23 protein-coding genes and 1 tRNA gene are annotated in these 25,161 nt (G+C 63.5%); 11 read left to right on the forward strand and 13 right to left on the reverse strand.

Features of this window, described 5'->3' with window-relative positions:
* Positions 1–61: 61 nt before the first annotated feature.
* Together NT26_RS19055 and NT26_RS19060 are read left to right on the forward strand one after the other, a co-directional pair.
* The gene (locus NT26_RS19055; RefSeq protein ID WP_052642392.1) at positions 62–739 is read left to right on the forward strand and encodes a response regulator transcription factor; all 678 of its coding nucleotides are present in this window, start codon (positions 62–64) and stop codon (positions 737–739) included.
* Positions 736–2,124: a sensor histidine kinase gene (locus NT26_RS19060; RefSeq protein ID WP_052641085.1), complete on the forward strand. Its 1,389-nt coding sequence runs from the start codon at positions 736–738 to the stop codon at positions 2,122–2,124. Before NT26_RS19055 ends, NT26_RS19060 begins: the two co-directional genes overlap by 4 nt.
* On the opposite strand, the gene nagA is transcribed toward NT26_RS19060, so the two are convergent.
* From nagA to NT26_RS19080, 4 genes are read right to left on the reverse strand one after another with little or no spacing between them, the layout of a single operon-like run.
* Positions 2,112–3,269, reverse strand: coding sequence for an N-acetylglucosamine-6-phosphate deacetylase (gene nagA, locus NT26_RS19065; protein ID WP_052641087.1), 1,158 nt, complete (start codon positions 3,267–3,269; stop codon positions 2,112–2,114). The two genes, NT26_RS19060 and nagA, sit on opposite strands and share 13 nt — an antisense overlap.
* Entirely contained in the window at positions 3,266–4,288 is a 1,023-nt protein-coding gene (locus tag NT26_RS19070; RefSeq protein ID WP_052641089.1) for an SIS domain-containing protein, read from the reverse strand. Before NT26_RS19070 ends, nagA begins: the two co-directional genes overlap by 4 nt.
* Positions 4,289–4,290: 2 nt before the next feature.
* Positions 4,291–5,052, reverse strand: coding sequence for a GntR family transcriptional regulator (locus NT26_RS19075; protein ID WP_052641091.1), 762 nt, complete (start codon positions 5,050–5,052; stop codon positions 4,291–4,293).
* Entirely contained in the window at positions 5,049–5,927 is an 879-nt protein-coding gene (locus NT26_RS19080; RefSeq protein WP_052641093.1) for a glucosamine kinase nucleotide-binding domain-containing protein, read from the reverse strand. The genes NT26_RS19075 and NT26_RS19080 overlap by 4 nt, the downstream gene beginning before the upstream one ends.
* 206 nt (positions 5,928–6,133) lie before the next feature.
* Here NT26_RS19080 and NT26_RS19085 point away from each other — a divergent pair, with 206 nt between their 5' ends.
* The 6 genes from NT26_RS19085 to NT26_RS19110 all read left to right on the forward strand — a co-directional run bounded on the left by NT26_RS19085 (position 6,134) and on the right by NT26_RS19110 (position 12,397).
* Entirely contained in the window at positions 6,134–7,048 is a 915-nt protein-coding gene (locus tag NT26_RS19085; RefSeq protein WP_052641095.1) for an N-acetylmuramic acid 6-phosphate etherase, read from the forward strand.
* 25 nt (positions 7,049–7,073) lie between these two features.
* Entirely contained in the window at positions 7,074–8,330 is a 1,257-nt protein-coding gene (locus NT26_RS19090) for an ABC transporter substrate-binding protein (protein WP_052641097.1), read from the forward strand.
* Between the two features lie 172 nt (positions 8,331–8,502).
* Positions 8,503–9,453 carry a carbohydrate ABC transporter permease gene (locus tag NT26_RS19095; RefSeq protein ID WP_052641099.1) on the forward strand — a complete coding sequence of 317 codons (951 nt, stop codon included), beginning with the start codon at positions 8,503–8,505 and terminating at the stop codon, positions 9,451–9,453.
* 10 nt (positions 9,454–9,463) lie between these two features.
* Entirely contained in the window at positions 9,464–10,303 is an 840-nt protein-coding gene (locus tag NT26_RS19100) for a carbohydrate ABC transporter permease (RefSeq protein ID WP_052641101.1), read from the forward strand.
* Positions 10,300–11,364 carry a Gfo/Idh/MocA family oxidoreductase gene (locus tag NT26_RS19105; RefSeq protein ID WP_052641103.1) on the forward strand — a complete coding sequence of 355 codons (1,065 nt, stop codon included), beginning with the start codon at positions 10,300–10,302 and terminating at the stop codon, positions 11,362–11,364. The genes NT26_RS19100 and NT26_RS19105 overlap by 4 nt, the downstream gene beginning before the upstream one ends.
* Positions 11,365–11,392: 28 nt before the next feature.
* Entirely contained in the window at positions 11,393–12,397 is a 1,005-nt protein-coding gene (locus tag NT26_RS19110) for an ABC transporter ATP-binding protein (RefSeq protein WP_052641105.1), read from the forward strand.
* Between the two features lie 12 nt (positions 12,398–12,409).
* On the opposite strand, the gene NT26_RS19115 is transcribed toward NT26_RS19110, so the two are convergent.
* The 3 genes from NT26_RS19115 to NT26_RS19125 form a co-directional block, all read right to left on the reverse strand.
* Positions 12,410–13,669 carry an alpha/beta hydrolase gene (locus NT26_RS19115; protein WP_052641107.1) on the reverse strand — a complete coding sequence of 420 codons (1,260 nt, stop codon included), beginning with the start codon at positions 13,667–13,669 and terminating at the stop codon, positions 12,410–12,412.
* 117 nt (positions 13,670–13,786) lie between these two features.
* Positions 13,787–13,862 (reverse strand) — tRNA-Ala (locus NT26_RS19120).
* A 149-nt stretch (positions 13,863–14,011) separates the two neighbouring features.
* A complete protein-coding gene (locus NT26_RS19125) occupies positions 14,012–14,398 on the reverse strand; it encodes a TIGR02300 family protein (RefSeq protein WP_052641109.1) in 387 nt (128 codons plus the stop codon).
* A 214-nt stretch (positions 14,399–14,612) separates the two neighbouring features.
* Between NT26_RS19125 and aroA the strand changes: the two genes are divergently transcribed.
* From aroA to rpsA, 3 genes are all read left to right on the forward strand, one after another.
* Entirely contained in the window at positions 14,613–15,980 is a 1,368-nt protein-coding gene (gene aroA / locus NT26_RS19130; protein ID WP_052641111.1) for a 3-phosphoshikimate 1-carboxyvinyltransferase, read from the forward strand.
* The gene (gene cmk, locus NT26_RS19135) at positions 15,980–16,615 is read left to right on the forward strand and encodes a (d)CMP kinase (RefSeq protein ID WP_052641113.1); all 636 of its coding nucleotides are present in this window, start codon (positions 15,980–15,982) and stop codon (positions 16,613–16,615) included. Before aroA ends, cmk begins: the two co-directional genes overlap by 1 nt.
* Positions 16,616–16,765: 150 nt before the next feature.
* The gene (rpsA, locus tag NT26_RS19140; protein ID WP_052641115.1) at positions 16,766–18,472 is read left to right on the forward strand and encodes a 30S ribosomal protein S1; all 1,707 of its coding nucleotides are present in this window, start codon (positions 16,766–16,768) and stop codon (positions 18,470–18,472) included.
* Positions 18,473–18,547: 75 nt separating this feature from the next.
* Here the strand turns inward: rpsA and NT26_RS19145 are convergent, their stop codons facing one another.
* The 6 genes from NT26_RS19145 to exbB form a co-directional block, all read right to left on the reverse strand.
* Positions 18,548–20,191 (reverse strand): hypothetical protein, encoded by a 1,644-nt coding sequence (locus NT26_RS19145; protein ID WP_152336387.1) that lies wholly within the window; start codon positions 20,189–20,191, stop codon positions 18,548–18,550.
* Positions 20,192–20,386: 195 nt separating this feature from the next.
* Positions 20,387–21,409, reverse strand: a complete 1,023-nt coding sequence (locus tag NT26_RS19150) for a hypothetical protein (RefSeq protein WP_052641119.1) — start codon at positions 21,407–21,409, stop codon at positions 20,387–20,389.
* 95 nt (positions 21,410–21,504) lie between these two features.
* A complete protein-coding gene (locus NT26_RS19155; RefSeq protein ID WP_052641122.1) occupies positions 21,505–22,131 on the reverse strand; it encodes a ribonuclease D in 627 nt (208 codons plus the stop codon).
* 422 nt (positions 22,132–22,553) lie between these two features.
* Complete coding sequence (locus NT26_RS19160; protein ID WP_065814557.1) at positions 22,554–23,480, reverse strand: TonB family protein; 927 nt, start codon at positions 23,478–23,480, stop codon at positions 22,554–22,556.
* Positions 23,477–23,968 (reverse strand): TonB system transport protein ExbD, encoded by a 492-nt coding sequence (gene exbD / locus NT26_RS19165; RefSeq protein ID WP_052641127.1) that lies wholly within the window; start codon positions 23,966–23,968, stop codon positions 23,477–23,479. The genes NT26_RS19160 and exbD overlap by 4 nt, the downstream gene beginning before the upstream one ends.
* A 3-nt stretch (positions 23,969–23,971) precedes the next feature.
* Positions 23,972–24,955 (reverse strand): tonB-system energizer ExbB, encoded by a 984-nt coding sequence (gene exbB / locus NT26_RS19170; protein WP_425287743.1) that lies wholly within the window; start codon positions 24,953–24,955, stop codon positions 23,972–23,974.
* Positions 24,956–25,161 lie beyond the last annotated feature (206 nt).

Consider the following 25,161-nt stretch of genomic DNA (forward strand, 5'->3'; position numbering starts at 1 on the left):
CCCCTCGCTTTCGTGACAACGGGCATCGCGCAGGATAATCTCCGGCGAGAGGGGTATGGACGTGCGAATTCTTCTGGTGGAAGACAATCAGGCGCTTGCTGAGGGTCTGTCGACGCTCTTGCGCGGCAGCGGCTATGCCGTGGACGTGGTGGCTGACGGCGCCTCGGCGGAGGCGGTTGCCGTGGCGGAGACCTACGATCTTGTCATTCTCGACCTCAACCTACCGGAAATGGATGGTCTCGATGTGTTGCGCTCCATGCGTTCGAGGCAGAACCGCGCAGCCGTGATGATCCTGACGGCACGCGGCGCACCGGAGGAACGCGTGCGCGGCCTCGATCTCGGCGCTGACGACTACATGATCAAGCCGTTCGATATCTCCGAGTTCGAGGCGCGCATCCGCATGCTGATGCGCCGGCAGGCGGGGTTGAGGAGTTCCGTCGTCCAGTTCGGGGGCGTCACGCTGGATCTTACCTCTCGGACATTCACCAGCGCCGGCGTGCCGCTGGACATTCCTGCGCGCGAGCTTGCCCTGTTGGAACTGCTGTTTCTGCGAGCTGGAAAAGTCGTCTCCAAGGATGCGATCGTGGGGTCACTTACGGGCTTCGACGAGGACCTTTCGGCCAATGCCATCGAGCAATATGTCAGCCGGCTGCGCCGCCGGCTGGCCCCGCACGGATTGACGGTGAGGACCGCCCGGGGGATCGGCTACTACCTCGAGAATTCGGCAACCGCTGGATGACCCCCCCTTATTCCCTTCGACGTCGGCTGCTCGCCTGGTTGCTCCTTGCCACCGCCGTGCTCGGAGCGTTTGCACTTGCGGACACCTGGCGGGAGGCCGAGAAGACCGCGGACGAGGTTTCCGACCGTGTGCTCATGGGCTCGGCGCTGGCGATCGCGGAGCGCGTCGTGGTGTCGGAGGACGGCAGGCTAGAGGTCGACATTCCCTATGTCGCGCTCGAAATGCTGACATCGGCGGCACAGGACCGCGTCTTCTATCGTGTGGACGGACCGCCCGGGACCTTCATCACGGGCTACCAGACCCTGCCGTCGATTCCACGTAGCGAGGGTCAGGCGGCCGCCTTCAAGGACGCTGTGTTTCGCGGCGAGCCTATCCGGGTGGCGGTCCTGGCGCGCTCTGCGTCGACTGGTATCGATTCCGTCCCGTTCAGCGTGACGGTGGCGGAAACGACCATGGCCCGCCAGCAGTTGATGCAGACCATCCTGTTCCGGTCCGCGGCCCGCCTGCTGTTCATGATCATCGGTGCCGCCGTGATCGTGTGGATCGCAGTCACCGTCTCCCTTCGCCCGCTCTACCGCTTCAGCGAAGCGATCGCGCTACGCAGTCCCGATGATCTGCATCCGATCGCGGAGCGGGTCCCAAGCGAGGTGCAGGGTCTGGTGGACACCGTGAACTCCTTCATGGTGCGGCTTGAATCGGCGCTCGAGGCGCTTCGGCATTTCACGGGAAATGCCAGCCATCAGCTGCGCACGCCGCTTGCCATCATCCGCACCCAGCTCGCCCTCGCGTCTCGGTCGACCGACCTCGAGACCGCAAAGGTTGCAGTCAGCAAGGCTGATGCAGCGGTCGCGGACGGTGAAAGACTGCTCGCCCAGCTGCTCCTGATGGCGAAGATCGACGCGGCGACACGCTCGGCCTCCTTTCGGGAGACGGATCTTGCCTCGCTTGCGCAGAGCGTGACCGCCGATCACGTCCCACTCGCGGCAGAGGCGGGCATCGATCTTGGTTTCGAGGGCGGCGGCAAGCTGATGATCACTGGTGAGCCTCTGCTTCTCGCGGAGCTTCTGAAGAACCTCGTTGCCAACGGGCTTCTCTATGCCGGCCGCGGCGCGGACCTGACCGTCCGAGTCAGGGAAGAGAAAGCAGAAGCCATCCTCGAAGTCGAAGACAACGGGCCGGGCATTCCGCCGGAGAGGCGGGACTCCGTCCTGCAGCGCTTCGACCGTGGCACGCGCGCCGATTCCTCAGGCTCGGGCCTTGGCCTGCCGATCGTTGAAGAGATCGCCGAGTTGCACCGTGCGCGTCTTCAACTACTGGATGGGGCTGGTGGGCAAGGCCTGTGCGTCCGGATCCGGCTCCCCCTCCTAAGGGATCACGCCGAGTAGATGCAGGCACCGCCGATCCACGTGCTCTTCATTTGCAGGTCGTCCGTCAACGCTACAAAATCCGCATCCGTGCCGGGGAACAGACGGCCCTTTCGCGGGGCAACCCCGGCCGCCTCGGCCGGATAGGCGGAGACCATCCGAAGCACGTCTTCGATGGGCAGGCCGAGACTGCCGTGCAGGAAGCGGACAGAGGCAAGCATGTCAATGTCGGCACCGGCAAGCGTCCCGTCCGCCAAGGTCAGGCGGCCGTCGCGACGCAGGATCTCCCGTCCGTTCAGCGTGAATCGCGCAAGATCGGTGCCGATCGGCGACATGGCGTCGGTGACGACGAAAATGCGGCCGGGTCCCTGTTTCGAGCGGAGTGCGATCGCCATCGCGGCGGGATGGACATGGATGCCGTCAGCAATCAGGCCGGCATGGAGCACGCCGGTGTGCAGGGCGGCACCAACCATGCCGGGCTCCCGGTGGCCGAGCGGGCTCATGGCGTTGAAGAGATGGGTGACGGTGCGCGCGCCGGCCTTTGCATACCGCTGGACGGTGTCGAAATCCGCATCGGTATGACCGAGACTGACGACGAAGCCTGCTTCGGCCAGACGCGAAACCTGTGCTTCCGTGACGTTCTCGGGCGCGACAGTGATCATCATCGCCGGGAAGCTGTCGCGGCAGGAGAGGAGGAGGGCGAGATCTTCTTCCTCCATGGGCCGGATCAGCGCGGGATCGTGGGCACCTTTGCGTGCAAGCGAAAGGTGCGGACCTTCGAGATGCAGGCCGAGCAGGCCTGGCACGTGGTCGGCCAGGGCCTGCCGTCCAGCGGCGATCACGGCCGCGGTGGTCTCCGGCCTATCGGTGATCAGCGTGGGAAGGAGCGCGGTCGTGCCGAAACGGGCATGGGCGGCGCAGATGGTCCGCAGCCCTTCTACCGTCGGAGCGTCGTTGAGCATGACGCCCCCGCCGCCGTTGACCTGGAGATCCACGAAGCCCGGAACCAGAATGCCGCCACCAATGTCGACGACTTCGGCCCCGGCGGGAACGTCCGATTCCGCAACGATGGCCGCGACACGTCCCTCGGACAGCAGGAGAGCCGAGTCCTGATGCCAGGTCTCTCCATCGAAGATGCGGGCATTGCGGATGGCTATTGAGGTCATTTCGTTTCCGTCACTTTCTTGAGCGCCGCAGGGGCGTCAGGATTATAGCCGCGCGTGCGCGACCAGGCTTCGACGAAGCCGTAGAACGGCAGGATGAGGCAGAGTGCATCGGTGAGGGGGTGGCCGGTCGCTACGAAGGGAAGCTCGCTGGCCTTGCCGGCCCGGCTCGATGTCGCGAAGGCAAGGGCACCCTTGCCGGCAAGACCATCGGCGATCTCGACCACCGAGGCCTCGGCGGCGTCGCGCGCCGCAAATGCGATGACCGGGAATCGATAATCGACGAGCGCCACCGGGCCATGCAGAACCTCCGCCGAAGAATAGGCCTCCGCATGCATGTTGGAGGTTTCCTTGAACTTCAGCGCCGCTTCGCTGGCGATGGCAAGCGCCGGCCCGCGGCCGAGCATGAAAAGCGAATCCGCGTCACCGAGCTGCCCCGCAAGGTCCGTCCAATCGAGGTTTACGGCGCGTGAGCAGAGGGCCGGAAGATCCTGCAGCGCACGCTTCAGGGCGTCGTCGTCCACCCACTCCGCCAGCAATGCGAGCCCCGCCACGATGGAGTTGAAGTAGGACTTGGTCGCAGCCACGGCGAGTTCGGGACCGGCCTGGAAGTCAATCGTGTGGGAAGAGGCCTGCGCCATCGGCGAGGCCTGTGTATTGGTCAGCGCGAGGGTGAGTGCCCCCGCCTCCGTCGCCGCCTGCGTCATGGCAACGATGTCGGGGCTCTTGCCCGACTGCGAGATCGCGATGGCCGCGCTACCGGCAAGCTTCATTGGTGCATGATAGATGGAGGCAAGCGACGGACCGAGCGAGGCGACGGGTCGACCTGTCGTGAGCTCGATTGCGTACTTGATAAAGGTTGCTGCGTGGTCGGAAGAGCCGCGCGCTATCGTGACGAGGAAGGCGGGATCCCGTTCTCGCAGGGCCCGCCCTGCGTGAGCCAGATCACCCGCCGACCTTTCCAGGAGCCTTGCGACCGCCTCCGGTATCTCGTTGATCTCGCGCCGCATATGCGTCTGCATTGTCAATCCCCCAAGGTCAGTTCGGCCACGAAGTCATAGGTGTCGCCGCGATAGAGCGAGCGGGTGAATTCCACCACCCGCCCGGAGGCGAGGTAGGAAATGCGCTCGATCGATAGCCCGGCCGCCCCGACCGGAACGGCAAGCAGACCCGCTTCGGGTTCCTTGACGTTGCAGGCGGAGATGCGCTGGATCGCGCGCACCGGGCGCGCACTCTTTTTCTCGAGCTCGGCGTAGAGCGAGGTGGTGACCGCCTCCGGGTCGGGCAGGAATTCCGCCGACAGGCTCGCCCGCTCGATCGCCAGCGGCATGTCTCGCGCGATGCGTAAACGGCCAAGCCGTGCGACCAGCGTTCCGGCGGCAAGGCCGAGCATCATCATCTCCTCGGGCGATGGGTGGAACAGGCCACGCTCCAGCCATTCCGAGCGCGTCTCGAGCCCCCGCCGAGCCATGTCCTCGGTGAAGGATGTCAGCCGCGAAAGGGGCTGCTGCACGCGCGAAACTGGCTTTGCCACGAAGGTGCCCGAGCCCTGGCGGCGCACCAGCAGGCCGTCCCGGACGAGGTCGTCCACTGCCTTGCGCACCGTGACCCGGCTGACATCGGCATAGTCCGCGAGATCTCGTTCGGCGGGAAGCGCGTCGCCCTCACCGAGGCGGCCGGAGCGGATGGCCTCCTCGAGCAGCTGCCGCAGCCGAAGGTAGAGCGGTCCGCCGCCCGGCGCCTGAAGACCCTCCAGGGGAAGCAGCGAAGCAAGCGGTGCCGTCATGCCCCCTCCTTCCGAAACGCCTTCACGGCCAATGAAACCGCCCCGGTGAGCGCGTCCCCCTGCGGCGGGACGAGCCGGCTCCTGTGACGCTCGGCGAGGTAGGATGGGTAGATCTCTGCAAGCCCGCCGAGCAGGCAGAGGCGACCGGTGCCGCCGTCGATCCGTGCCATTGCATCGAGCGCCTCGTCGACATGCGATGCCGCATCCTTCATCAGCCGCAGGGCGATTGCATCGCCTTCCGCCGCGAAGGAAACCACGATCGGTGCGTAGCGACCGTAGTCCCCGGGGCGGGCCGCGCGCGCGAAATCGACGATTTTCCTGGGGTCGTGTGCGAACTCATCAAGGATATGGGCCGTCAGGGCGCTGCCGGGCCGGATCCGGTCATGGACGAGCAGGCTTTCCTGCAAGGCAGCATGGCCGAGGCGGGCACCCCCGCCCAGGTCGCCCACCTGGAAACCCCAGCCGCCGAGATAGTGGATCTCATCTGCATGGCGCAGGATGAAGATCGTGCCGGTGCCGACGATTCCAATCGCCCCGTCGTCATCGCCGAGAGCACCCTGCAGGGCAATGAGGCCATCGGACACGATCTCCGAGTGCCGGAAGGGCAGCCGGGCCTGGACATAGGAAACAGCGTCTCCGACATTGTTGCCCGCAACGCCCAGAAGAGCCGATGCCTCGGAGAGGTCGGCAGAGATCCCCGCTTCCCCGAACGCCAGCCGCGTTGCCTCCTCGATGTGCCGGAGTGCGGTATCAGGATCGGTCAGGATGTTGGACGCGCCGCTTCGCCCACGGCCGATGATGCGTCCGTCTGCATCCGCCACTGCAGCCCTGCAGCTTGTTCCGCCGCCGTCGATGCCAATGAAATAAGCCTGCATGGATGACCTCCATACTTATGATACCAAAAAAATACCAATTACCAAGGGTGAAAGCGAAGAGGGTCGCAAGAACCCCGGATATGGGTCGAGAGAGTAGAGCAAACTAGCCAGTCAGCAGAAGAATTAAGGTAACCTTCACATTTCTTAATTTGCCGGCTGGACAATTGGTATTTTTTTGGCATCATTTCAGCCAGAGGGAGAAACGGATGAGCGGAACCGCCACCGAAGCCAGGCATGGAGAAGCAGGGGGACTTGATGCCCGCCCGCCGCAGGAGATCCTGCGCCTTCTCGCGGCTGGACAACAGGCTGCGGCCGCTGCTGTCGATGCCGCCATCCCGGCAATAGAGGCAGGTTCGGACCTGATGGCTAGGGCGCTTCGCGGCGGCGGCAGGATCGTTTATGCGGGTGCGGGAAGTTCCGGGCTCATGGCCATGGCCGACGCCCTGGAACTGCCGGGTACCTATGGAATACCCAGGGACCGGTTCCTTGTCTTGCTTGCCGGCGGTCTCGCGAGCCTCAGTGACCTGGCGGGATCTCCCGAGGACGACGTGGAGCAGGCGCACAAGGATGCCGCGGTGCTCGAGCCGACCGACTGTGTCATCTGCGTCTCGGCAAGCGGCTCCACGCCCTATGCTCTGGCCGTCGCGGAGGCCGCCAAGGGGCGCGGAGCGCAGGTGATCGCCATTGCCAACAACCCTGGTGCGGCGCTGTTTACCCATGCGGACGTCTCGATCCTGCTGCGGACACCGCCTGAGGTGATTGCGGGTTCGACTCGCATGGGTGCGGGAACGGCGCAGAAGATCGCGTTCAACATGCTGTCGACCCTTGCCGCAGTCAGGCTCGGTCATGTGCATGATGGGCATATGGTCAACCTTCATCCCGACAACATCAAGCTGCGGGCACGCGCGGCGCGTATGGTCGCCGATATCGCCGGTGTAGCGGTGGACGAGGCCGGACGACTGCTCGATAGCGCCGGAGGCTCGGTAAAGGTTGCCGTCCTCCTTGCGGCTGGGATGCCGGACATCCAATCTGCTCGGCAGGCACTGCACAGAAACGGAGAGGTGCTGCGCGCTGCTCTTGCCGAGTTCGAAACAAAAACTGGGTTCCACAAGCGCGCCTGAGTGCGCGAACAAGAGGGAGAACGATATGACCCGCATTCTGAGAGGCATGCTGCTTGCTACGACCGTTCTGGCTCCGGCCGGCATGGCGATGGCGCAGGAAACCCAGCTTACCATCGAGAGCTGGCGCAACGACGATCTGCCGATCTGGCAGGAGAAGATCATCCCGGCGTTCGAGGCCAAGCACCCGGACATCAAGGTGACCTTCGCGCCGATGGCGCCCACCGAGTACAACTCGGCCGTCAACGCCAAGCTTGAGGCCGGCACTGCAGGCGACCTGATCACCTGCCGCCCGTTCGACCTCTCTCTCGCCATGTTCGAGAAGGGGCAACTGGCGCCGCTGAACGATCTTGAAGGCATGGAGAACTTCTCCGACGTCGCGAAGTCCGCCTGGACCACTGACGACGGCCAGACCACCTTCTGCGTACCAATGGCCTCCGTCATCCACGGCTTCATCTACAACAAGGCAGCCTTCGAGGAAGTCGGCGTCGAGGTGCCGAAGACCGAGGAAGAGTTCTTCGCGGTCCTCGAGAAGATCAAGGAAGACGGCAATTACATCCCCATGGCCATGGGCACCAAGGACCAGTGGGAAGCCGCCACCATGGGCTACTACAATATCGGCCCGAACTATTACAAAGGCGAGGAAGGCCGCAAGGGGCTGATTGATGGTACGCAGAAGCTTACCGATCCGCAGTGGGTCGAGCCCTATGCGACGCTCGCCAAGTGGAAGGACTATCTCGGCGACGGCTTTGAGGCGCAGACCTATCCGGACAGCCAGAATCTCTTCACGCTCGGACGCGCTGCGATCTACCCGGCAGGGTCCTGGGAAATTGCACCCTTCAAGAGCCAGGCCGATTTCGAAATGGGCGCCTTCCCGCCGCCGGTGAAGGCTGAGGGCGACAAGTGCTACATCTCTGACCACAACGACATCGGCATCGGCCTTAACGCCAACAGCAAGAACGCCGAAGCCGCCAAGACCTTCCTGTCGTGGGTCGCATCGCCGGAATTTGCCGACCTCTACGCCAATTCGGCTCCGGGCTTCTTCAGCCTGAACTCGACACCCGTCACGATGCAGGACGAACTGGCCCAGGAATTCGTTTCCTGGCGCGAGAACTGCGAGACGACGATCCGCCCGAGCGCGGCGATCGTCGGCCGCGGCGATCCGAACCTCGACCTCGAGATGTGGCGTACCACCGCCAACGTCATCAACGGCACGATGACCCCGGAGCAGGCTGGCGAAGAGACCCAGAAGGGCCTCGACAGCTGGTATAAGCCGAAGCAGTAAGAACGCGTTCGGCACCATCGCTCGCCCTCTCCCTGACCGGGGGAGAGGGCTTCTTCCTACCCGAGCTTCGGCCGCCATCAGCGGCACGCCCATGTCGACGGGAGGGGCGGGCGGTAGCTGGCAGGCGCCGCTGCCATAAACTTGGACGATGCCTCGTTTCCGGAAGACGCCGATGACCCAATCCGACATTGCCGAGACGCGGATCGCTCCACCGAAGCGCACGATGCGCTGGCACATCCTCGTGTTCCTGGCCCCGGCCTTTCTGGTCTACACCGCGGTCATGATCCTCCCGCTGATCGAGACGCTGAGGCTGTCGCTCTTCAACGTCGTCGATGGCCAGATGACTTTCGTCGGCCTTGCAAACTTCCAGCGCCTGTTCGGCGACCCGCGGCTTGCCGCCGATTTCTGGAACGCCCTCTGGAACAACACGATCTTCTTCATCATCCATATGGCGGTGCAGAACCCGATCGGCATCGCGCTGGCCGCCATGCTGTCGGTTCCAACACTGCGGTTTGCCGCCTTCTACCGAAGCGCCATCTTCGTGCCGACGCTGCTTTCCTTCGTCATCGTCGGCTTCATCTGGAAGCTCATCCTCTCGCCGATCTGGGGAATCGCGCCCGGCCTGATGGACCTCGTGGGCTTGAAGTCGCTGTTTTCACCATGGCTCGGCAAGCCGGAAAGTGCGCTCATCACCGTGTCGCTGATCTCCGTCTGGCAATATGTCGGCATCCCGATGATGCTCATCTACGCAGCCCTTCTCAACATCCCCGACGAGGTGCTGGAAGCGGCGGAGATCGACGGCATCACCGGCTGGAGCCAGTTCTGGAAGATCAAGCTGCCACTGATCCTGCCTTCGATTGGCATTATCTCGGTGCTTACCTTCGTCGGCAACTTCAACGCCTTCGACCTGATCTATACGGTGCAGGGGGCGCTCGCCGGACCGGACGGCTCGACCGACATTCTCGGCACGCTGCTCTACCGCACCTTCTTCGGCTTCCAGAACCAGATGGGCAACCGCCCGATGGGTGCCACGATCGCGACCGTGATGTTCCTGATCATCCTCGCCGGCGTGTCGCTGTATCTCTTCGTCATCCAGCGCCGCATGCGCCGCTATCAGTTCTGAGGGAGGCGAGATGTCCAAAGCACGTTCTTCCCTTCTTCGCTCCGGGCTCATCCATATAGCGTTGATCACCTATACGCTGATCGCGCTCTTTCCGGTCTTCCTGACGCTGGTGAACTCGCTGAAGGCACGCAACGCCATCTTCCGCGAGCCGATGGCCCTGCCGACGCCGAAGACCTTCAGCCTTGTCGGCTACGAGACGGTGCTGAAGCAGGGCGATTTCGTCGGCTATTTCCAGAACAGCCTGATCGTCACTGTCGTCGCGATCGCGCTGGTCCTGCTGTTCGGTGCCATGGCCGCCTTCGCTCTCTCCGAATATCGCTTCCGCGGCAATACGCTGATGGGTCTTTATCTCGCGCTTGGGATCATGATCCCGATCCGCCTGGGTACGGTTGCCATCCTGCAGGGCATGGTGGCGACGGGTCTCGTCAATACGCTGACTGCGCTCATCCTCGTCTATACGGCGCAGGGCCTGCCGCTGGCGATCTTCATCCTTTCGGAGTTCATGCGCACCGTTTCCGACGACCTTAAGAATGCCGGGCGCATCGACGGCCTGTCCGAATACGCGATCTTCTTCCGCCTCGTGCTGCCGCTGGTGCGCCCGGCCATGGCGACGGTCGCCGTCTTCACCATGATCCCCATCTGGAACGACCTCTGGTTCCCGCTGATTCTGGCGCCCGGTGAGGCGACCAAGACGATCACGCTGGGCGCCCAGATGTTCATCGGCCAGTATGTCACCAACTGGAACGCCGTGCTTTCGGCCCTGTCGCTGGCCATCCTGCCGGTGCTGGTCCTCTACGTCATCTTCTCGCGGCAACTGATCCGCGGCATTACCTCCGGAGCAGTGAAGTGAATTCTGGAACCAATCCCCTCCGCGTCCTCGTCGCCGGCCTCGGCAATATGGGCCGCAGCCATGCGCTCGCCTACCACAACAACCCGGGCTTCGAGATTGTCGGTTTCATCAATCGGTCCGAAGTGGCGCTGCCGGAGGAACTACAGGGCTACACCATCCACCCGTCTTTCCCGGAGGCGCTCGCCGAGCTGAAGCCCGACCTCTGCTCGATCTGCACCTATTCGGACAGTCATGCCGACTATGCCGTCATGGCCTTCGAGGCGGGATGCCATGTCTTCGTTGAAAAGCCGCTGGCCACGACCGTGGCCGATGCAGAGCGTGTGGTGGCGGCGGCGAAGGCGGCGGAGCGCAAGCTGGTCATCGGCTACATCCTGCGCCATCACCCGTCGTGGATGCGGCTGATCGAGGAGGCGCGCAAGCTCGGGCCACCCTACGTTTTCCGCATGAACCTCAACCAGCAGTCCTCGGGCCCGACCTGGGAAACGCACAAGGCGCTGATGCAGACGACCTCGCCGATCGTCGATTGCGGCGTCCACTATGTCGACGTCATGTGCCAGATCACCGATGCCAAGCCCGTGCAGGTGCGCGGCATGGGCCTGCGCCTTTCCGACGAGGTGGCGCCTGACATGTATAACTACGGCCACCTGCAGGTGATGTTCGATGACGGTTCGGTCGGCTGGTACGAAGCGGGCTGGGGCCCGATGATCTCCGAGACCGCCTTCTTCGTGAAGGACGTGATGTCGCCCAAGGGCTCGGTCTCCATCGTCATGGATCCGAACGCGAAGTCCGACGACATCGACACGCACACCAAGACCTCGCTGATCCGGGTTCATACCGCCGAAACGGGCGCGGACGGGAAATTCCTGCGTCCGGACGAAGATCTGGCGATGGCTGGCGAACCGGGTCATCAGGACCTTTGCGACATGGAACAGGCCTATGTGCTCAAGGCCATTCGCGAGGATATCGACCTCGACCGCCACATGAACGACGCCGTGCAATCGCTGCGCATCTGCCTCGCCGCCGATCAGAGCGTGCGGACCGGCGCGCCAGTCATTCTGTAATGCCGCCTATCTCGTAAGGACAACGCCATTGGGTTCGCTGCAACTGACCTCCATCCGCAAGTCCTTCGGGACCCACGAGGTGCTGAAGGGGATCGATCTCGACGTGAAGGACGGCGAGTTCGTGATCTTTGTCGGGCCCTCGGGCTGCGGAAAGTCCACGCTCCTGCGCGTCATCGCGGGCTTGGAGGACGCGACTGCGGGAAGCGTCCGGATCGATGGTGCGGAAGTGGTGAACACGCCGCCCGCCAAACGCGGAATTGCCATGGTCTTCCAGACCTATGCCCTCTATCCGCACCTGACGGTGAAGGACAACATGGGGCTCGGGCTGAAGCAGGCGGGCGAGGCGAAGGCCGTGATAGCGGAGCGGGTCGCCAAGGCTTCCACTATGCTGTCCCTTGACGAATACCTCGGGCGGCGGCCTGCGGAACTGTCCGGCGGGCAGCGCCAGAGGGTCGCTATCGGCCGCGCCATCGTCCGTGAACCGAAGCTCTTCCTGTTCGACGAGCCGCTGTCCAACCTCGACGCGGCGCTCAGGGTGCACATGCGGCTGGAGATAGCTGCACTTCACCGACGCCTGAAGGCGACGATGATCTATGTCACCCACGACCAGGTCGAGGCGATGACGCTTGCCGACAAGATCGTCGTGCTGAATGCCGGCGCCATAGAGCAGATCGGCTCGCCGATGGAGCTTTACAATCGCCCGGCCAACCTCTTCGTCGCAGGCTTCCTCGGCTCTCCGCAGATGAACTTCATTGAAGCCGGGCGAATGGGCGAGACGGGGGCGACCACGATCGGCATCCGGCCGGAGCATATCGGCCTGTCCCGGGAAGCCGGCACTTGGAAGGGCAGGGTCGAGCATGTGGAGCATCTTGGGGCCGACACCATCGTCTACATCCAGACGGAGCAGGCAGGACTGGTGACGGTGCGGCTTTTCGGCGAACACCCCTATTCAGCCGACGACATTGTCTTCGCAACGCCCGATGCGACCAGCATGCACCGTTTTGACGCCGATGGTCGGGCAATCGCCAGCTGAGGTCTGCCGGCGCTAGTGCGCGACGGTGGAGATGACGGTGTTCTCGATGGACCGGCCCACTCGGTTGATCTGTTCGCCATAGGTGCGGCGGGTCTGCGGATCGAACACGGCGATCGGGGCGCTGACCGTGGCGCTTGCAACTCCGCCAACTGTCTGGGCCGTGCCGAGGGCAATAGCGCCGAGCCGCTCCCCGAGCGCGACATTGGCCGTTGCTATTTCCTGCCCGGCAAGAAGTCGGGTGCCGATCAGCTGCACGACCTGCGGGCTCTCTGCAAACTTGCCGTGGTTGAGCGGGTCCCCGCTTTCGAGCGCCGTCAGGTCGATCACCGTGATCCCGGCGTTTTCCAGCTCCGAACGGTAGGGCTCCATGGTCGGATCGATCTGCCCCAGGCGATCGACGCTGCCGGAGATGCGGCGCGACAGCTGCAGCGCCCTGTCGTCGCGCGAAACGAACAGGGTAAAATGCGGCCCGTCCCTGCCGATCGTCCGGAACTGCTGGGCGAAGACATCGACGTCGAGATCGGGCGAGGCGAGGATGATGTTGCTGATCTTCGGTTCGACGCGACCCTCGCGGATCGCCATCTGGCGCAGTGCCTCCACGGTCAGCCACGAGCCCATGGAATGGGCAAGCACCACGACATCGGCCACCTGCGGATCGTCGGCGATCTGGTCGAGCACGCGCTCCAACGCGTCGCGCGAATAATTGGCGCTTTCCTTGTCGTAGTTGTAGCCGAAGATCGAGGCGCGAGACGGCCAGGTGAACAGCACGGGCGCCGCATCGGCCTTGGAATCATGCACGATCTGGGCAAAGCGGTAGACGGCTTCCTCGTAGCGGTTGTTGAAACCGTGGACGAAGACGAGCACCCGCTTGGTGGGCGGCAGGTGCTGCGAGAGCCAGCGATTGGCGCCCGTCTCGGTCGAGACCGGCTCGACCCGCACGGTGGCGAATTCCTTCGCCGGGTCCGGCGGCAGGCGCTTCGGCCACTGCACCTCGCCGATCTCGCGATTGGCATCGGGCGGAATGGAGACGGTGATGGCGGTGGCCTCGAGATCGCGCCCACGCTCGCCGGAAAACAGGATGCCCGGTTCCCTGGAGGGCTGGCGCGTCGTCGCAACGAAGATGTCGACTTCCTTCCCGGGCGCTGCCGCAGACGCCGTCGGGATCATCACCCCTTCCGGCCGCCCCGCACAGCCGGCAAGGCTCAAGGCGAGAAGAAGGGGGAGAAACGCTGCCCGCAGGCGACGTGGAGGATGAGCGGCGCCGGTGATCATGCGGCCCATTCAGCGGGATTGGGGGTGGATGTCAATTGCGGAGGGTGGCGGGCGCCAAAGTCCCGACGGGCGAGGACTCTCGTTGAGAGCGCAACCTGAAGTGAGATGGGAAGATTTTGGTGGAGCTAAGCGGGATCGAACCGCTGACCTCTTGCATGCCATGCAAGCGCTCTCCCAGCTGAGCTATAGCCCCATCAGGGTGGTCCGGCCTGGTGTCCGGTCCTGGGAACTCGAGGCGTGTCGCCCGGAGTGGCGGCTTCTTACTTCCGGTTGTTCGAGAGTGCAAGCCGTAAATTCGTAGCCCGGCGAAATTTGTCGATCCGCCGGGCAGTTGCTGGTGGATCAGACTTCGTCGTCGTCGCCGGTGACGCCGATGATGCCGCTCATGTCGTCATCGTCGTCGTCTTCGTCGGCTTCCAGGAAGGTGTCGTCGTCGTCGTCGCCTTCGATCTCGACGTCGTCATCGCCCATATCGGGAAGATCGTCGCCGCTGTTATCGTCGCTGTCGTCATTCGAGACCAGTTCGACATCCGTGTTCTCGGTGTCGACTTCCTGGATCTCCTCTTCCTCGGCCTGTTCCATCTTCATCTGAGCCGTGTTCTCCTCGAAGAAGGAGAGCGGCCAGGATTTGCCGGTATAGGGAGAGACGACCGGGTCGCGGTTGAGGTCGTAGAACTTCTTGCCGGTATCCGGGTCGGTACGTTTGGTTCCGAGTTCCGCTTTTGCCACTGTGAAAGCCTCGTGAGTCTGGCCGATCAAGTCGGCTTGGCCGCCGGAGCGGCTGTCAACGGGTGAGAAACTAAGCCGGTCCCCATAAGGCCTGCGCTCTTTTCTGTCAAAGGTAAACTTGACCGCCCGTCACGCCAAATTAGCCGGATGACCGGCTACCTGCTTTATGCTAACGACGCCCGCGAAACCAGGGACAAGAACAGAAGGACTAGCCATGTCGCATGGTGTTGCGTTGAAGCCGGCCCGATCGCTGAAATCCGCCGATCTGAGGGGCACCGTCCGGATTCCCGGCGACAAGTCGATCTCGCACCGCTCCTTCATGTTCGGCGGTCTTGCTGCCGGCGAGACGCGCATTACCGGCCTGCTCGAAGGCGAGGACGTCATCAACACCGGCAAGGCGATGCACGCCATGGGTGCCCGGATCGAAAAGGTCGGCGATGAATGGATCATCCAGGGCACCGGCAACGGAGCCTTGCTTGCTCCGGAAGCGCCGCTCGATTTCGGCAATGCCGGCACCGGCTGCCGCCTGACCATGGGCCTCGTTGGCGTCTACGACTTCGAGAGCACCTTCATCGGCGACGCATCGCTGACCAAGCGGCCGATGGGCCGGGTGCTCAATCCGCTGCGTGAGATGGGGGTCCAGGTGAAGGCCGCCGAAGGCGATCGCCTGCCGGTCACGCTGCGCGGGCCCTCGATCCCGAACCCGATCACCTACCGCGTGCCGATGGCCTCTGCCCAGGTGAAGTCGGCAGTCCTGCTCGCCGGCCTCAACACGCCGGGCGTGACGACGGTCATCGAACCGGTAATGACCCGCGACCATACGGAAAAGATGCTGCAGGGCTTCGGTGCCAACCTGATGGTGGAGTTGGATGCCGACGGCGTGCGGACGATCCGTCTTGAAGGCCGCGGCCAGTTGATCGGACAGGTGATCGATGTTCCGGGCGATCCGTCCTCGACGGCGTTTCCGCTGGTGGCGGCCCTTCTGGTGCCGGGTTCCGACGTGACGATCGAAAACGTTCTGATGAACCCGACCCGCACGGGCCTCATTCTGACACTGCAGGAAATGGGCGCGGACATAGAGGTCATCAATCCGCGGCTTGCCGGGGGCGAGGATGTCGCGGACCTGCGCGTGCGTCATTCCGAACTGAAGGGTGTGACGGTGCCGGCGGACCGGGCGCCTTCTATGATCGACGAATATCCGGTGCTCGCCGTTGCCGCGGCGTTCGCCGAAGGCGCGACGACAATGCTGGGCCTGGAGGAATTGCGGGTCAAGGAATCCGACAGGCTGTCCGCCGTAGCGGACGGACTGAAACTCAATGGCGTCGACTGCGACGAGGGCGAGGATACGCTGGTCGTCCGCGGCCGCCCGGGCGGCAAGGGCTATGGCAATGCCACCGGGTCTTCGGTCGTCACCCATCTCGATCATCGGATCGCGATGAGCTTCCTGGTCATGGGCCTGGTCTCCGAACATGCGGTGACGGTTGACGATGCCGGCATCATCGCTACCAGTTTCCCGGAATTCATGGATCTGATGACTGGCCTCGGCGCCCGTATCGAGCCGGTTGAGAGCAGGGCGGCCTGATGGGCTTCGTCATCGCCATCGACGGACCGGCGGCAGCTGGCAAGGGAACGCTCTCGCGCCGGATCGCCAAAACCTACGGCTTTCAGCACCTCGACACCGGGCTCACCTACCGCGCCACTGCCAAGGCACTCCTCGATGCCGGCCTGCCGCTCGACGACGAAGAGGTGGCGGAAAGGATGGCGCGCGAGCTGCATCTCGGAGGCCTGGATCGGTCCGTCCTGTCGCGCCACGAGATCGGCGAGGCGGCGTCGAAGATCGCGGTCATGCCTTCCGTGCGTCGTGCGCTGGTCGAGGCGCAGCAGGCCTTTTCGCGGCGCGAGCCGGGAACGGTGCTCGACGGCCGCGATATCGGCACCGTCGTCTGCCCGGACGCGCCGGTGAAGCTCTACGTCACGGCCTCCTCGGAAGTGCGCGCAAAACGGCGCTTCGACGAAATCATCGCCGGCGGCGGCGAGGCGGATTTCGGGGCGATCTTCGCCGACGTGAAGAAGCGCGATGAACGGGATATGGGTCGCGCAGACAGTCCCTTGAGACCCGCGGACGATGCGCACTTGCTTGATACTTCGGAAATGAGTATAGAAGCCGCGTTTCAGGCCGCGAAGAGCCTTATCGACGCTGCCTTGAATAAAGATTGACGACCTGCCGGTGAGTCGGCACGTCAGACTAGCTCGCAGATCAGTCCTTGCGCCGGATTGCCTCCAAGATGAGGCGGACTGACTTCGAGCGTGTTCAACACGAACCCCCGGCGCATATGTGTCCTTGAACGGACACTCTCAGGAGATTTCATGGCAGTATCTAACCCCACGCGGGAGGACTTCGCGTCGCTCCTCGAAGAATCCTTCGCACAGACCGATCTGGCCGAAGGCTATGTGACCAAGGGTCTGGTCACAGCGATCGAAAAGGACATGGCTGTTGTCGACGTCGGCCTCAAGGTCGAAGGTCGCATCGCGCTGAAGGAATTCGGCGTCAAGGGCAAGGACGGTTCGCTGAAGGTCGGCGACGAAGTCGAAGTCTATGTCGAGCGCATCGAAAATGCTCTCGGCGAAGCTGTTCTGTCGCGCGAGAAGGCTCGCCGCGAAGAAAGCTGGGTCAAGCTGGAAGCCAAGTTCGAAGCCGGCGAGCGCGTCGAAGGCATCATCTTCAACCAGGTCAAGGGTGGCTTCACCGTCGATCTGGATGGCGCCGTGGCCTTCCTGCCGCGTTCGCAGGTCGACATCCGTCCGATCCGCGACGTCACCCCGCTGATGCACAACCCGCAGCCCTTCGAAATCCTCAAGATGGACAAGCGTCGCGGCAACATCGTTGTTTCGCGCCGTACGGTTCTCGAAGAGTCCCGTGCCGAGCAGCGTTCTGAAATCGTTCAGAACCTCGAAGAAGGCCAGGTTGTTGACGGCGTCGTCAAGAACATCACCGATTACGGTGCGTTCGTTGACCTCGGCGGCATCGACGGCCTGCTGCACGTTACCGACATGGCCTGGCGCCGCGTCAATCATCCGTCGGAAATCCTGTCCATTGGCCAGTCGGTCAAGGTTCAGATCATCCGCATCAACCAGGAAACCCACCGCATCTCGCTCGGCATGAAGCAGCTCGAGTCGGATCCGTGGGATGGCATCGCGGCCAAGTACCCGATCGGCAAGAAGATCTCCGGTACGGTCACGAACATCACCGACTACGGTGCGTTCGTTGAGCTGGAGCCGGGCATCGAAGGCCTGATCCACATCTCCGAGATGTCCTGGACCAAGAAGAACGTACACCCCGGCAAGATCCTGTCCACGACGCAGGATGTCGATGTTGTCGTTCTCGAAGTCGATCCGTCAAAGCGCCGTATCTCGCTCGGTCTCAAGCAGACCCTCGAGAACCCATGGCAGGCATTTGCCTTCAGCCATCCGGCCGGCACTGAAGTCGAAGGCGAAGTCAAGAACAAGACCGAGTTCGGCCTGTTCATCGGCCTCGAAGGCGACGTTGACGGCATGGTCCACCTCTCCGACCTCGACTGGAACCGTCCGGGCGAGCAGGTTATCGAGGAGTACAACAAGGGCGACGTCGTCAAGGCTGTCGTTCTCGATGTGGACGTCGAGAAGGAGCGTATTTCGCTCGGCATCAAGCAGCTCGGTAAGGATGCAGTCGGCGATGCCGCTGCTTCGGGCGAACTGCGCAAGAACGCTGTCGTTTCGTGCGAAGTCATCGCCGTCAACGACGGTGGCGTCGAAGTGAAGCTCGTGAACCACGAAGACATCACCTCGTTCATCCGCCGCAACGACCTGGCACGCGATCGCGACGATCAGCGTCCGGAGCGCTTCTCGGTCGGCCAGGTGTTCGACGCACGCGTCACCAACTTCTCCAAGAAGGACCGCAAGGTCATGCTGTCGATCAAGGCTCTCGAGATCGCAGAAGAGAAGGAAGCTGTTGCTCAGTTCGGTTCGTCCGACTCGGGCGCATCGCTCGGCGACATCCTCGGCGCGGCTCTCAAGAACCGCGGCAACAACGAGTAATCGCTGTTTCCGAAGACACCAAGGCCGCCGGATGCAAGTCCGGCGGCCTTTTTCATTATGGGTTGGGCTCCTGCTTCAGGTCAGGTCGGCCATACGCCAGTACAGATCCTGAGCATGGTCTGAAAGCTCGTCGCCTGGCACCGCCTCCCCGTCGTCGTCTTCGGGCGAGGGATCGTCCGCCGGATCGCCTTGCCCGCCCTGCGCATCTCGATGAGACGATCGACGGCCACCGTCCTCATCGATGGGCGAGACCCTTTCGACGTCGCGTTCTTCCTCATCCGGCGCCCGGGGCGCTGGCGGATAGGTCACCAGGACCTGGGCCAGACCTTCGCGTGCCAGCATGGGTGCTGCCAGAATATATGCGGCCGGATCGGCCACCAGATGGGGAGCCGCAGAGAAGTTGGCCGTCACCTTGTTGCCCGACGCCGGCGCGGGGGCTGGAAGAGCGTTTTCGATGTCTACCGTGCGTACCGCGGTTGCCTCGCCCGATTGCATCAAGGGTGAGGCAGGCACTGGGCGGGCAATCGGGGTCGCGCCGTCCTCGGCCGACTGTTCTGCCTGGACAGGAGCAAGGACCTGGGGCACCGGCGCCTTGCTGGCGCCTGTGCTCTCCGACGGGGAGCCGCCCGACGCGGAATTCTGGAACAGGACGTCTTGTATTAACCTGTTCTTCGGATCCTCCACCGCCCTTTGGGCGAAGCGTGCCAGCGCGGGGGCGTCATAGATGACGGGCGTTCCTATGCTGGCGGCCGTTGTTGCCGAACGCGGCTCACCAACCATCTCTGCGCGGCTGGAGAGAGATTTTTCCGTGGCCACGGGGCTCCCGCCGGCTCTTGTTTCCGCCGATACTGGCAGTTCGGGGGATCGGGCTGCGAGCGGAGTGTGATCCGGATCGGGACCATCAAGCTGCAGCGGAGACATGCCGCCGCGCGTGATCGGCTGTGCCGGTTCCTGTGGTCTCGGCAAAGAAACACGGGCGTCTTCTCCTCCTTCCGCAACCGCTCCTGGAGCGGGAGGTGCCGCCGTGACGGCGCTCGTAGGGGAGGTCGGACCAGCAATGGCAGCGGCTGCGGCTTCCCCGGCGGGAGCTGTCGGCATTGCGGGAGGCCTTTGATCGCCTCCGGCGGCTTTCGCAGGAAGCTCGGCTGGCGCTGGAGCCGCGCCTGTCGCCGGGGTGCGAACCGCGGCAGAAGCGGGAGAAGCGGAAGAGGCCACTGCAGCGTCGTTCTGGCGGTAGGAACTGACGACGGCACGGGTCGCCGGGTCGCGATCGGCTGCCGGTGCGCTTTCCAGGTAGGCGGTGAGGCGTGCCGCCTCCGGCCCAAGCGGATTGTTCAGGATTTCGGTGAGGATGCGAAGCGTGACGCCGCGTACAAGCAGGGCGATGCTTTGCTCCAGAGCGGCCCGCTGCGACGGGCTCAGCGACTTCAGGGCTTCCGCCAGCCGGTTTGCATAGTCGACGAGGCCTTCCCCTTCGCGTCGGCTGATCTTCAGGAAGCTCCCAATGGTCTCGGCGAAGATGGAAAGGCCCTGTGCCAGCTGCACCTGGCCGGACAGGGAAAGGATGTCGATCCGACCGCCGCCCAGGAGGTTTACAGGTAAAGGGGTCGTGGCAGCTGAAACGCCAGAGGTGGCGGCGAGCGAGGCGCGCATCGCCTGCCGGCCCGCATCCTGATAGTCGACAGAGGCGCTCAACGCGGCGCCGATAGGCGGCAGCATGACCTGCTCCATGTCTTCGCGGTGGGCTAGACAGATCGGCTACTGCGGTTCAGTGTTTTCGCAACGTACGGCGCTGCGGCCGCGACGCCTCATGGCGCCACCTTTGCCGATTGATTGACTAGAATGCGACCAAGGTCGTTAAGATTTCCTTAACGACCAAACCGACGGAAAGCGCCTTGCCTTCACGGTCGCGGGCTACGCCGCGAACTTTCTCTTCAGGAGTTCATAGAGCCCGACATCGTCGACGAAGATCGGTAGAACAGGGGCGGCGTTCGCTGCGACGAGCGCCATCTCCTCGATCGCCTCAGCCGTCTGTTCTGTCTGCTCTTCCTGCTCGAGGGCGCCGGACTCCTCCGAAGGGATCTCAAGCGGCTCCTCCGCTGTGGGCCCGACATCGGCCCTCTTCGCCTGCTCCGCATTCGCTCCCAGGATCAGGATCAGTTCGGCGCCAGAGGCGGCGGCGTCTGCCTTCGGCTCGCCGATCTCCTCCGGCTTCACAGCATTGTCGTTCTGGGCCGACACGACGTCCTGCATGTCCTGGACATCTTCCAGCTTTTCGGAGGCTTCCAGGGCCTGGATATCCTTCTGCCGTTCTGCCCGCGTTTGGGCATCCTCGACACGGGTCGGATCATATCCCTGCGGCCCGAGCTTCAGCTCTTCCAGTGTCTTAGGATCGGCGACATCCTCAAGGCGCTGAAGGACCCGGGCCACGTCGAATGCCGCCCCGCCACCGTTGGCGGCTGCCGCAAGCCCTTCTAGAAGGCGTGCGTTGTCGTCACCATAGGGGTTCTTGATCGCCGCGATGACAGTCGCGAGAGAAACGCCGGCCGCCTTCAACCCGAGTTCGTCTTCAAGCTTGGAGATCGCGGTCTGATCGAGGCCGAGCTGCTTGATTGCTTCTTCGATTGCTCGTCCAAGGGAGAAGTTCGACCGGTCTTCCTCAAGGTCGATGCCGAGCTTCGCTGCCAACCGCTCGGTCAGCTTCAGCTTCAGCTCGTTTGCATCCACATTGTTGATGCCGAACAATGCCTCGGCCATCTTGTCCCGTGCGCGCCGTGCGTCGATGCTCGCGCTGACCTGGGCCTCGACGACGGGGTCTCGTTTCTCGCCGCTCGCCTTCTCCTGGTCATCCCGGCGCCGCTCTTCGATGCTGTCGAGCGTCGCCTGCATGACATTCGTCGCCGCGAGCCCCGCCGTCTGCTGCGTCGGAAAAAGCATGATCCCACCGAGATGACCCAATCGCCGCCGAGGCTAGGGCAGAGTGGTTAATGCGCGGATAATGATGATGAGCAGGCTTTTACGAACAAGGCGCATCAACTGTGCGCGAAGATGTCGGTTTCTTCCCAGCCCAAGAGGTCGAGCTTGGAGCGCGTCGGAAGGAATTCGAAACATGCCGCAGCCAGCTCCATGCGGCCATCCCGGCGGAGACGGTCTGTCAGCCGGTCGGCGAGCGAATGCAGGTAGAGAACGTCCGATGCGGCATATTCCAGCTGTGCGGGCGAGAGCGTTTCCGCGGCCCAGTCCGACTGCTGCTGGGCCTTCGACACGTCGATGTCGAGGAGCTCCTTCAGGTTGTCCTTCAATCCATGACGATCCGTATATGTCCGCGTCAGCCGCGAAGCGATCTTGGTGCAGAAGACGGGCGTGGTGGTGACGCCGAAGGTGTGGAAGAGGACGGCGATGTCGAAGCGGCCGTAGTGGAAGATCTTGCGTCGTGAGGGATCGGCAAGCAGGCCCACGAGGTTCGGCGCTTCCTTCTGGCCGGCGGCGATGCGAATGACATCCGCCGTTCCGTCGCCGGGGGAAAGCTGCACAACGCAGAGGCGGTCACGACGGGGAACAAGCCCGAGGGTTTCGGTGTCGATCGCAACGTCACCCGTATAGCGGGCGGCATCGGCCGCGGAAATATCACCTTCGTGGTAGCGAATGCTGCTCATCATCTGCCTCGTCGTTTGCTCATGAGGCAATGCCACAGCAGCCGCTCTGCGGCAAGCTTGGCCGCCGATCACTGCGGAAGACATAGAAGAAGCTCTGCAAAAAACGCATTGCTGCAATGCAGCAAAGCCCTTGGCAATGCACTCGGCGCAGCCTATATCTCAACCATCGAAGCGACGCACTCCTCCTCCCAGCGTCGTTAGATGAGATCGGCAATCTCCTCCTCCTCCCAATTGCCGATCATGTTTAAAGCCCGACGCACCTCCTCCCGCGTCGGGCTTTTTCGTTTCCGTACATCGATCATCCTAAGTGCGCCGCGCGCGAAAGCCGGCAGGCCAGTTCTCTCGCATTGAAGGGCTGTTCCTCGCAGGTCCGTAGGCGAGGACACGGCCTCTCTGGAGCGCTGAGTGGACTTAAGCAGCCCCGCTCATTCGCACCTCAGCCCCTGATCGAGATAGCTCGGGACGCCGGCAGGCGGGGCAGGGATGGGGGATGCGCGGCGCACGGCTGCGACGATGTAGTTGTCGATCGCCGAGTTCCCGGAGGAACGGGAGAGGGAGACATTGGTTATATTGCCGTTGCCATCGAAGCTGAATCGTACGGCGGCTGTGCCGGTGTCATTGCCGGGGCAACGGCGCGCGTTGCGCGCGATCTTCGCCTGAACGCGCGACTTCCACTTCGCGGGCGAGACGGAGGGCCGTGACGAGCCGGTGGTGGTCTGGCTGGCAGCCGTACGCTCCGAAGGCTTCGCCTGAAGCTTGGCCTGCTGCGATGCCTTGGAGGCCTGCGGCTGCTTCTGGACGCGCTTGGGCGGCTGCTTCTTCGGCTCCGGCGGCGGTGGAGGTGGCCGGGAGACAGGCAAGGGCACTTCGACATCCTCGAGAGCTGCGATCATCTGCTCTTCGATAGGATCGATTTCCTCCACCGGTTCCGGTGGCGGCTCGGGAATGGTTTCGGTGATCTCGGGTTCGGGTTCGGGTTCAGGCTCCGGTTCCGCCGGCTCTGGCTCGATCGGTTCGGCGACTTCTTCCGGCGGAGGTGGCTCGACAGGATCAGGCAATGGCTCCGCCGGCGGCTGCTCGACGGGCTCCAGCTGCCGGCTGGCAACTTCTTCGGAATCGACCTCCTCGGTCGCGACCTGGTCATCCTCGGTATTCGCCGCTTCCGGTTCCGCCGCAAGTTCGATCATGATCGCTGCAGGCGGCCCGGGCTCGGCCGGTGCGTCCGGCTCCTGGCGCAGAAGAACAGCGGCAGCGGCGATGTGCGCCGTCAACACCACCATCGCAGCGGACGACCATAGTGCCAGCTCTCCGAGCCGGCCGGCACGGCTGGAGCGGGGAGTGGAGAGCGTCACTGGCTCTCTCCGCTTGCTGGGGCGGCTGCTGTGGCTCCCTGTTCGGCGGAGGCAGACGGCGCTGCGCCGGGCAGTGTCTCAAGCCCGACCAGGGCGATCTTCAGGTAGCCTGCGTCCCGCAGCAGGTTCATGACCTCCATGAACTGGCCGTATTCGATCGCCTTGTCGGCGCGCAGGAAGATGCGGGTCTCCTTGTCGCTCTCGGTGACCCGATCCAGCGTCGCCGCCAGCTGCTCGCGCTGCACCGGATCATTGCCGAGATTGAGCCCGAGGTCTTCCTTGACCGTAAGATAGAGGGGCTCATCGGGGCGCTGCGCGGGCTGCGCCGACGAGGCCGGAAGGTCGACGTTCACGTCCACCGTCGCAAGTGGCGCTGCCACCATGAAGATGATCAGCAGCACCAGCATCACGTCGATGAATGGCGTGACGTTGATTTCATGGTTTTCGGCGAGGTCGTCGCCCTGCGTCTCGCGAATGCCGCCGGCCATGGATCATTCTCCTGCCACGAGGGAGACAGGCACGTTGCGGTTGCCGGGTGGCACCCTGCGGAAGTCGAGGTCGCGGCTGACCAGCCGCTCGACCCCGGCGGCAGCATCAGCCAGCAACTGGCGATAGCCGGTGATGGAACGGGCGAAGACGTTGTAGATGACGACAGCCGGAATTGCGGCCACGAGACCGATCGCAGTCGCGAGCAGCGCCTCGGCAATGCCGGGTGCCACGACGGCAAGGTTGGTCGTCTGCGACTCTGAAATGCCGACGAAGGAATTCATGATCCCCCAGACGGTGCCGAATAGACCGACGAACGGAGCGGTCGAGCCGATGGTGGCGAGAACGCCGGTGCCGCGCGACATGCGCCGGCCCGCATAGGATTCGATGCGGGAGAGCGCCGAGGCCACGCGTTCCTTCACGCCCCCATTATCGGCGTGGTCGAGTGCAGCTTCGGAAAGGCGAATTTCGTCGGCCGCGGCACGCAGCATAAGGGCCGCCGGCCCGCCGCGCTTCCCAAGCTCTTCGACGGCATCGGCGAGCGTTGCGGAATTCCGAATGATCCTCAGGGTCCGGCCCGCCCGCGTGCGTGCTCCAGCGAGTTCCAGCGTCTTGGCCAACCAGACGGTCCAGGTGATGAGCGAGGCGAAGGCGAGACCAATCATCACGCCCTTGACCACCCAGTCAGCGGCCATGAACATGCCCCATGGCGACAGGTCGTGCGGGATGTCCGAGCGTTCGCCGGCAGGAAGGATGTCCTGCATCACCGTCGGGACATCCTCTATCATCCCTTCCGAGGCACGCGGCTGTTCGTCGATGGTATCAGCAGAGGCTGGAATGTCCGCAGGCGTCTGTTCGGTGTGCGTCAAGGTCTGCGGGGCGGGTTCGGATGGATTGGCCTGCGATGTTGCGGCTGGCGGCGGAGCGGCATCCTGGGCATTGGTCGCAGGTGTAGCACCCAGAAGCGCGCCGACCAGGAGGGGCATCATGAGATGGTGATGAAAAGGACGGGCGGACGCAATCGTCATGTCAGAAGCTCTCCGGAATGCGAGCCTGATCGTCGGACGACCCGGGCTCCGGACTGAAGGCCGGCCTTGCCGGTCTCTCTTACGGCCTCTCGATAATAAACATGACTTTGGTTGGCAACAAATAAATCTTGAACCCGACGATCCGGATTAGATCTTGTCTGGGAAGG

Origin of the sequence: Pseudorhizobium banfieldiae (assembly GCF_000967425.1) — a bacterium.
In the GTDB taxonomy this organism is placed as follows: domain Bacteria; phylum Pseudomonadota; class Alphaproteobacteria; order Rhizobiales; family Rhizobiaceae; genus Neorhizobium; species Neorhizobium banfieldiae.

Excerpts from the sequence above, each read along its gene's own strand:
- NT26_RS19060 (WP_052641085.1), top strand. The coding sequence starts at position 736 with ATGACCCCCCCTTATTCCCTTCGACGTCGGCTGCTCGCCTGGTTGCTC.
- aroA (WP_052641111.1), top strand. The coding sequence starts at position 14,613 with ATGTCGCATGGTGTTGCGTTGAAGCCGGCCCGATCGCTGAAATCCGCC.
- NT26_RS19080 (WP_052641093.1), bottom strand. The coding sequence starts at position 5,927 with ATGCAGGCTTATTTCATTGGCATCGACGGCGGCGGAACAAGCTGCAGG.
- NT26_RS19075 (WP_052641091.1), bottom strand. The coding sequence starts at position 5,052 with ATGACGGCACCGCTTGCTTCGCTGCTTCCCCTGGAGGGTCTTCAGGCG.
- NT26_RS19155 (WP_052641122.1), bottom strand. The coding sequence starts at position 22,131 with ATGATGAGCAGCATTCGCTACCACGAAGGTGATATTTCCGCGGCCGAT.
- NT26_RS19070 (WP_052641089.1), bottom strand. The coding sequence starts at position 4,288 with ATGCAGACGCATATGCGGCGCGAGATCAACGAGATACCGGAGGCGGTC.
- exbD (WP_052641127.1), bottom strand. The coding sequence starts at position 23,968 with ATGGCCGGCGGCATTCGCGAGACGCAGGGCGACGACCTCGCCGAAAAC.
- NT26_RS19150 (WP_052641119.1), bottom strand. The coding sequence starts at position 21,409 with ATGCTTTTTCCGACGCAGCAGACGGCGGGGCTCGCGGCGACGAATGTC.
- exbB (WP_425287743.1), bottom strand. The coding sequence starts at position 24,955 with ATGATGCCCCTCCTGGTCGGCGCGCTTCTGGGTGCTACACCTGCGACC.
- cmk (WP_052641113.1), top strand. The coding sequence starts at position 15,980 with ATGGGCTTCGTCATCGCCATCGACGGACCGGCGGCAGCTGGCAAGGGA.
- NT26_RS19115 (WP_052641107.1), bottom strand. The coding sequence starts at position 13,669 with ATGATCACCGGCGCCGCTCATCCTCCACGTCGCCTGCGGGCAGCGTTT.
- rpsA (WP_052641115.1), top strand. The coding sequence starts at position 16,766 with ATGGCAGTATCTAACCCCACGCGGGAGGACTTCGCGTCGCTCCTCGAA.
- NT26_RS19095 (WP_052641099.1), top strand. The coding sequence starts at position 8,503 with ATGACCCAATCCGACATTGCCGAGACGCGGATCGCTCCACCGAAGCGC.
- NT26_RS19145 (WP_152336387.1), bottom strand. The coding sequence starts at position 20,191 with ATGCTGCCGCCTATCGGCGCCGCGTTGAGCGCCTCTGTCGACTATCAG.
- NT26_RS19100 (WP_052641101.1), top strand. The coding sequence starts at position 9,464 with ATGTCCAAAGCACGTTCTTCCCTTCTTCGCTCCGGGCTCATCCATATA.
- nagA (WP_052641087.1), bottom strand. The coding sequence starts at position 3,269 with ATGACCTCAATAGCCATCCGCAATGCCCGCATCTTCGATGGAGAGACC.
- NT26_RS19085 (WP_052641095.1), top strand. The coding sequence starts at position 6,134 with ATGAGCGGAACCGCCACCGAAGCCAGGCATGGAGAAGCAGGGGGACTT.
- NT26_RS19090 (WP_052641097.1), top strand. The coding sequence starts at position 7,074 with ATGACCCGCATTCTGAGAGGCATGCTGCTTGCTACGACCGTTCTGGCT.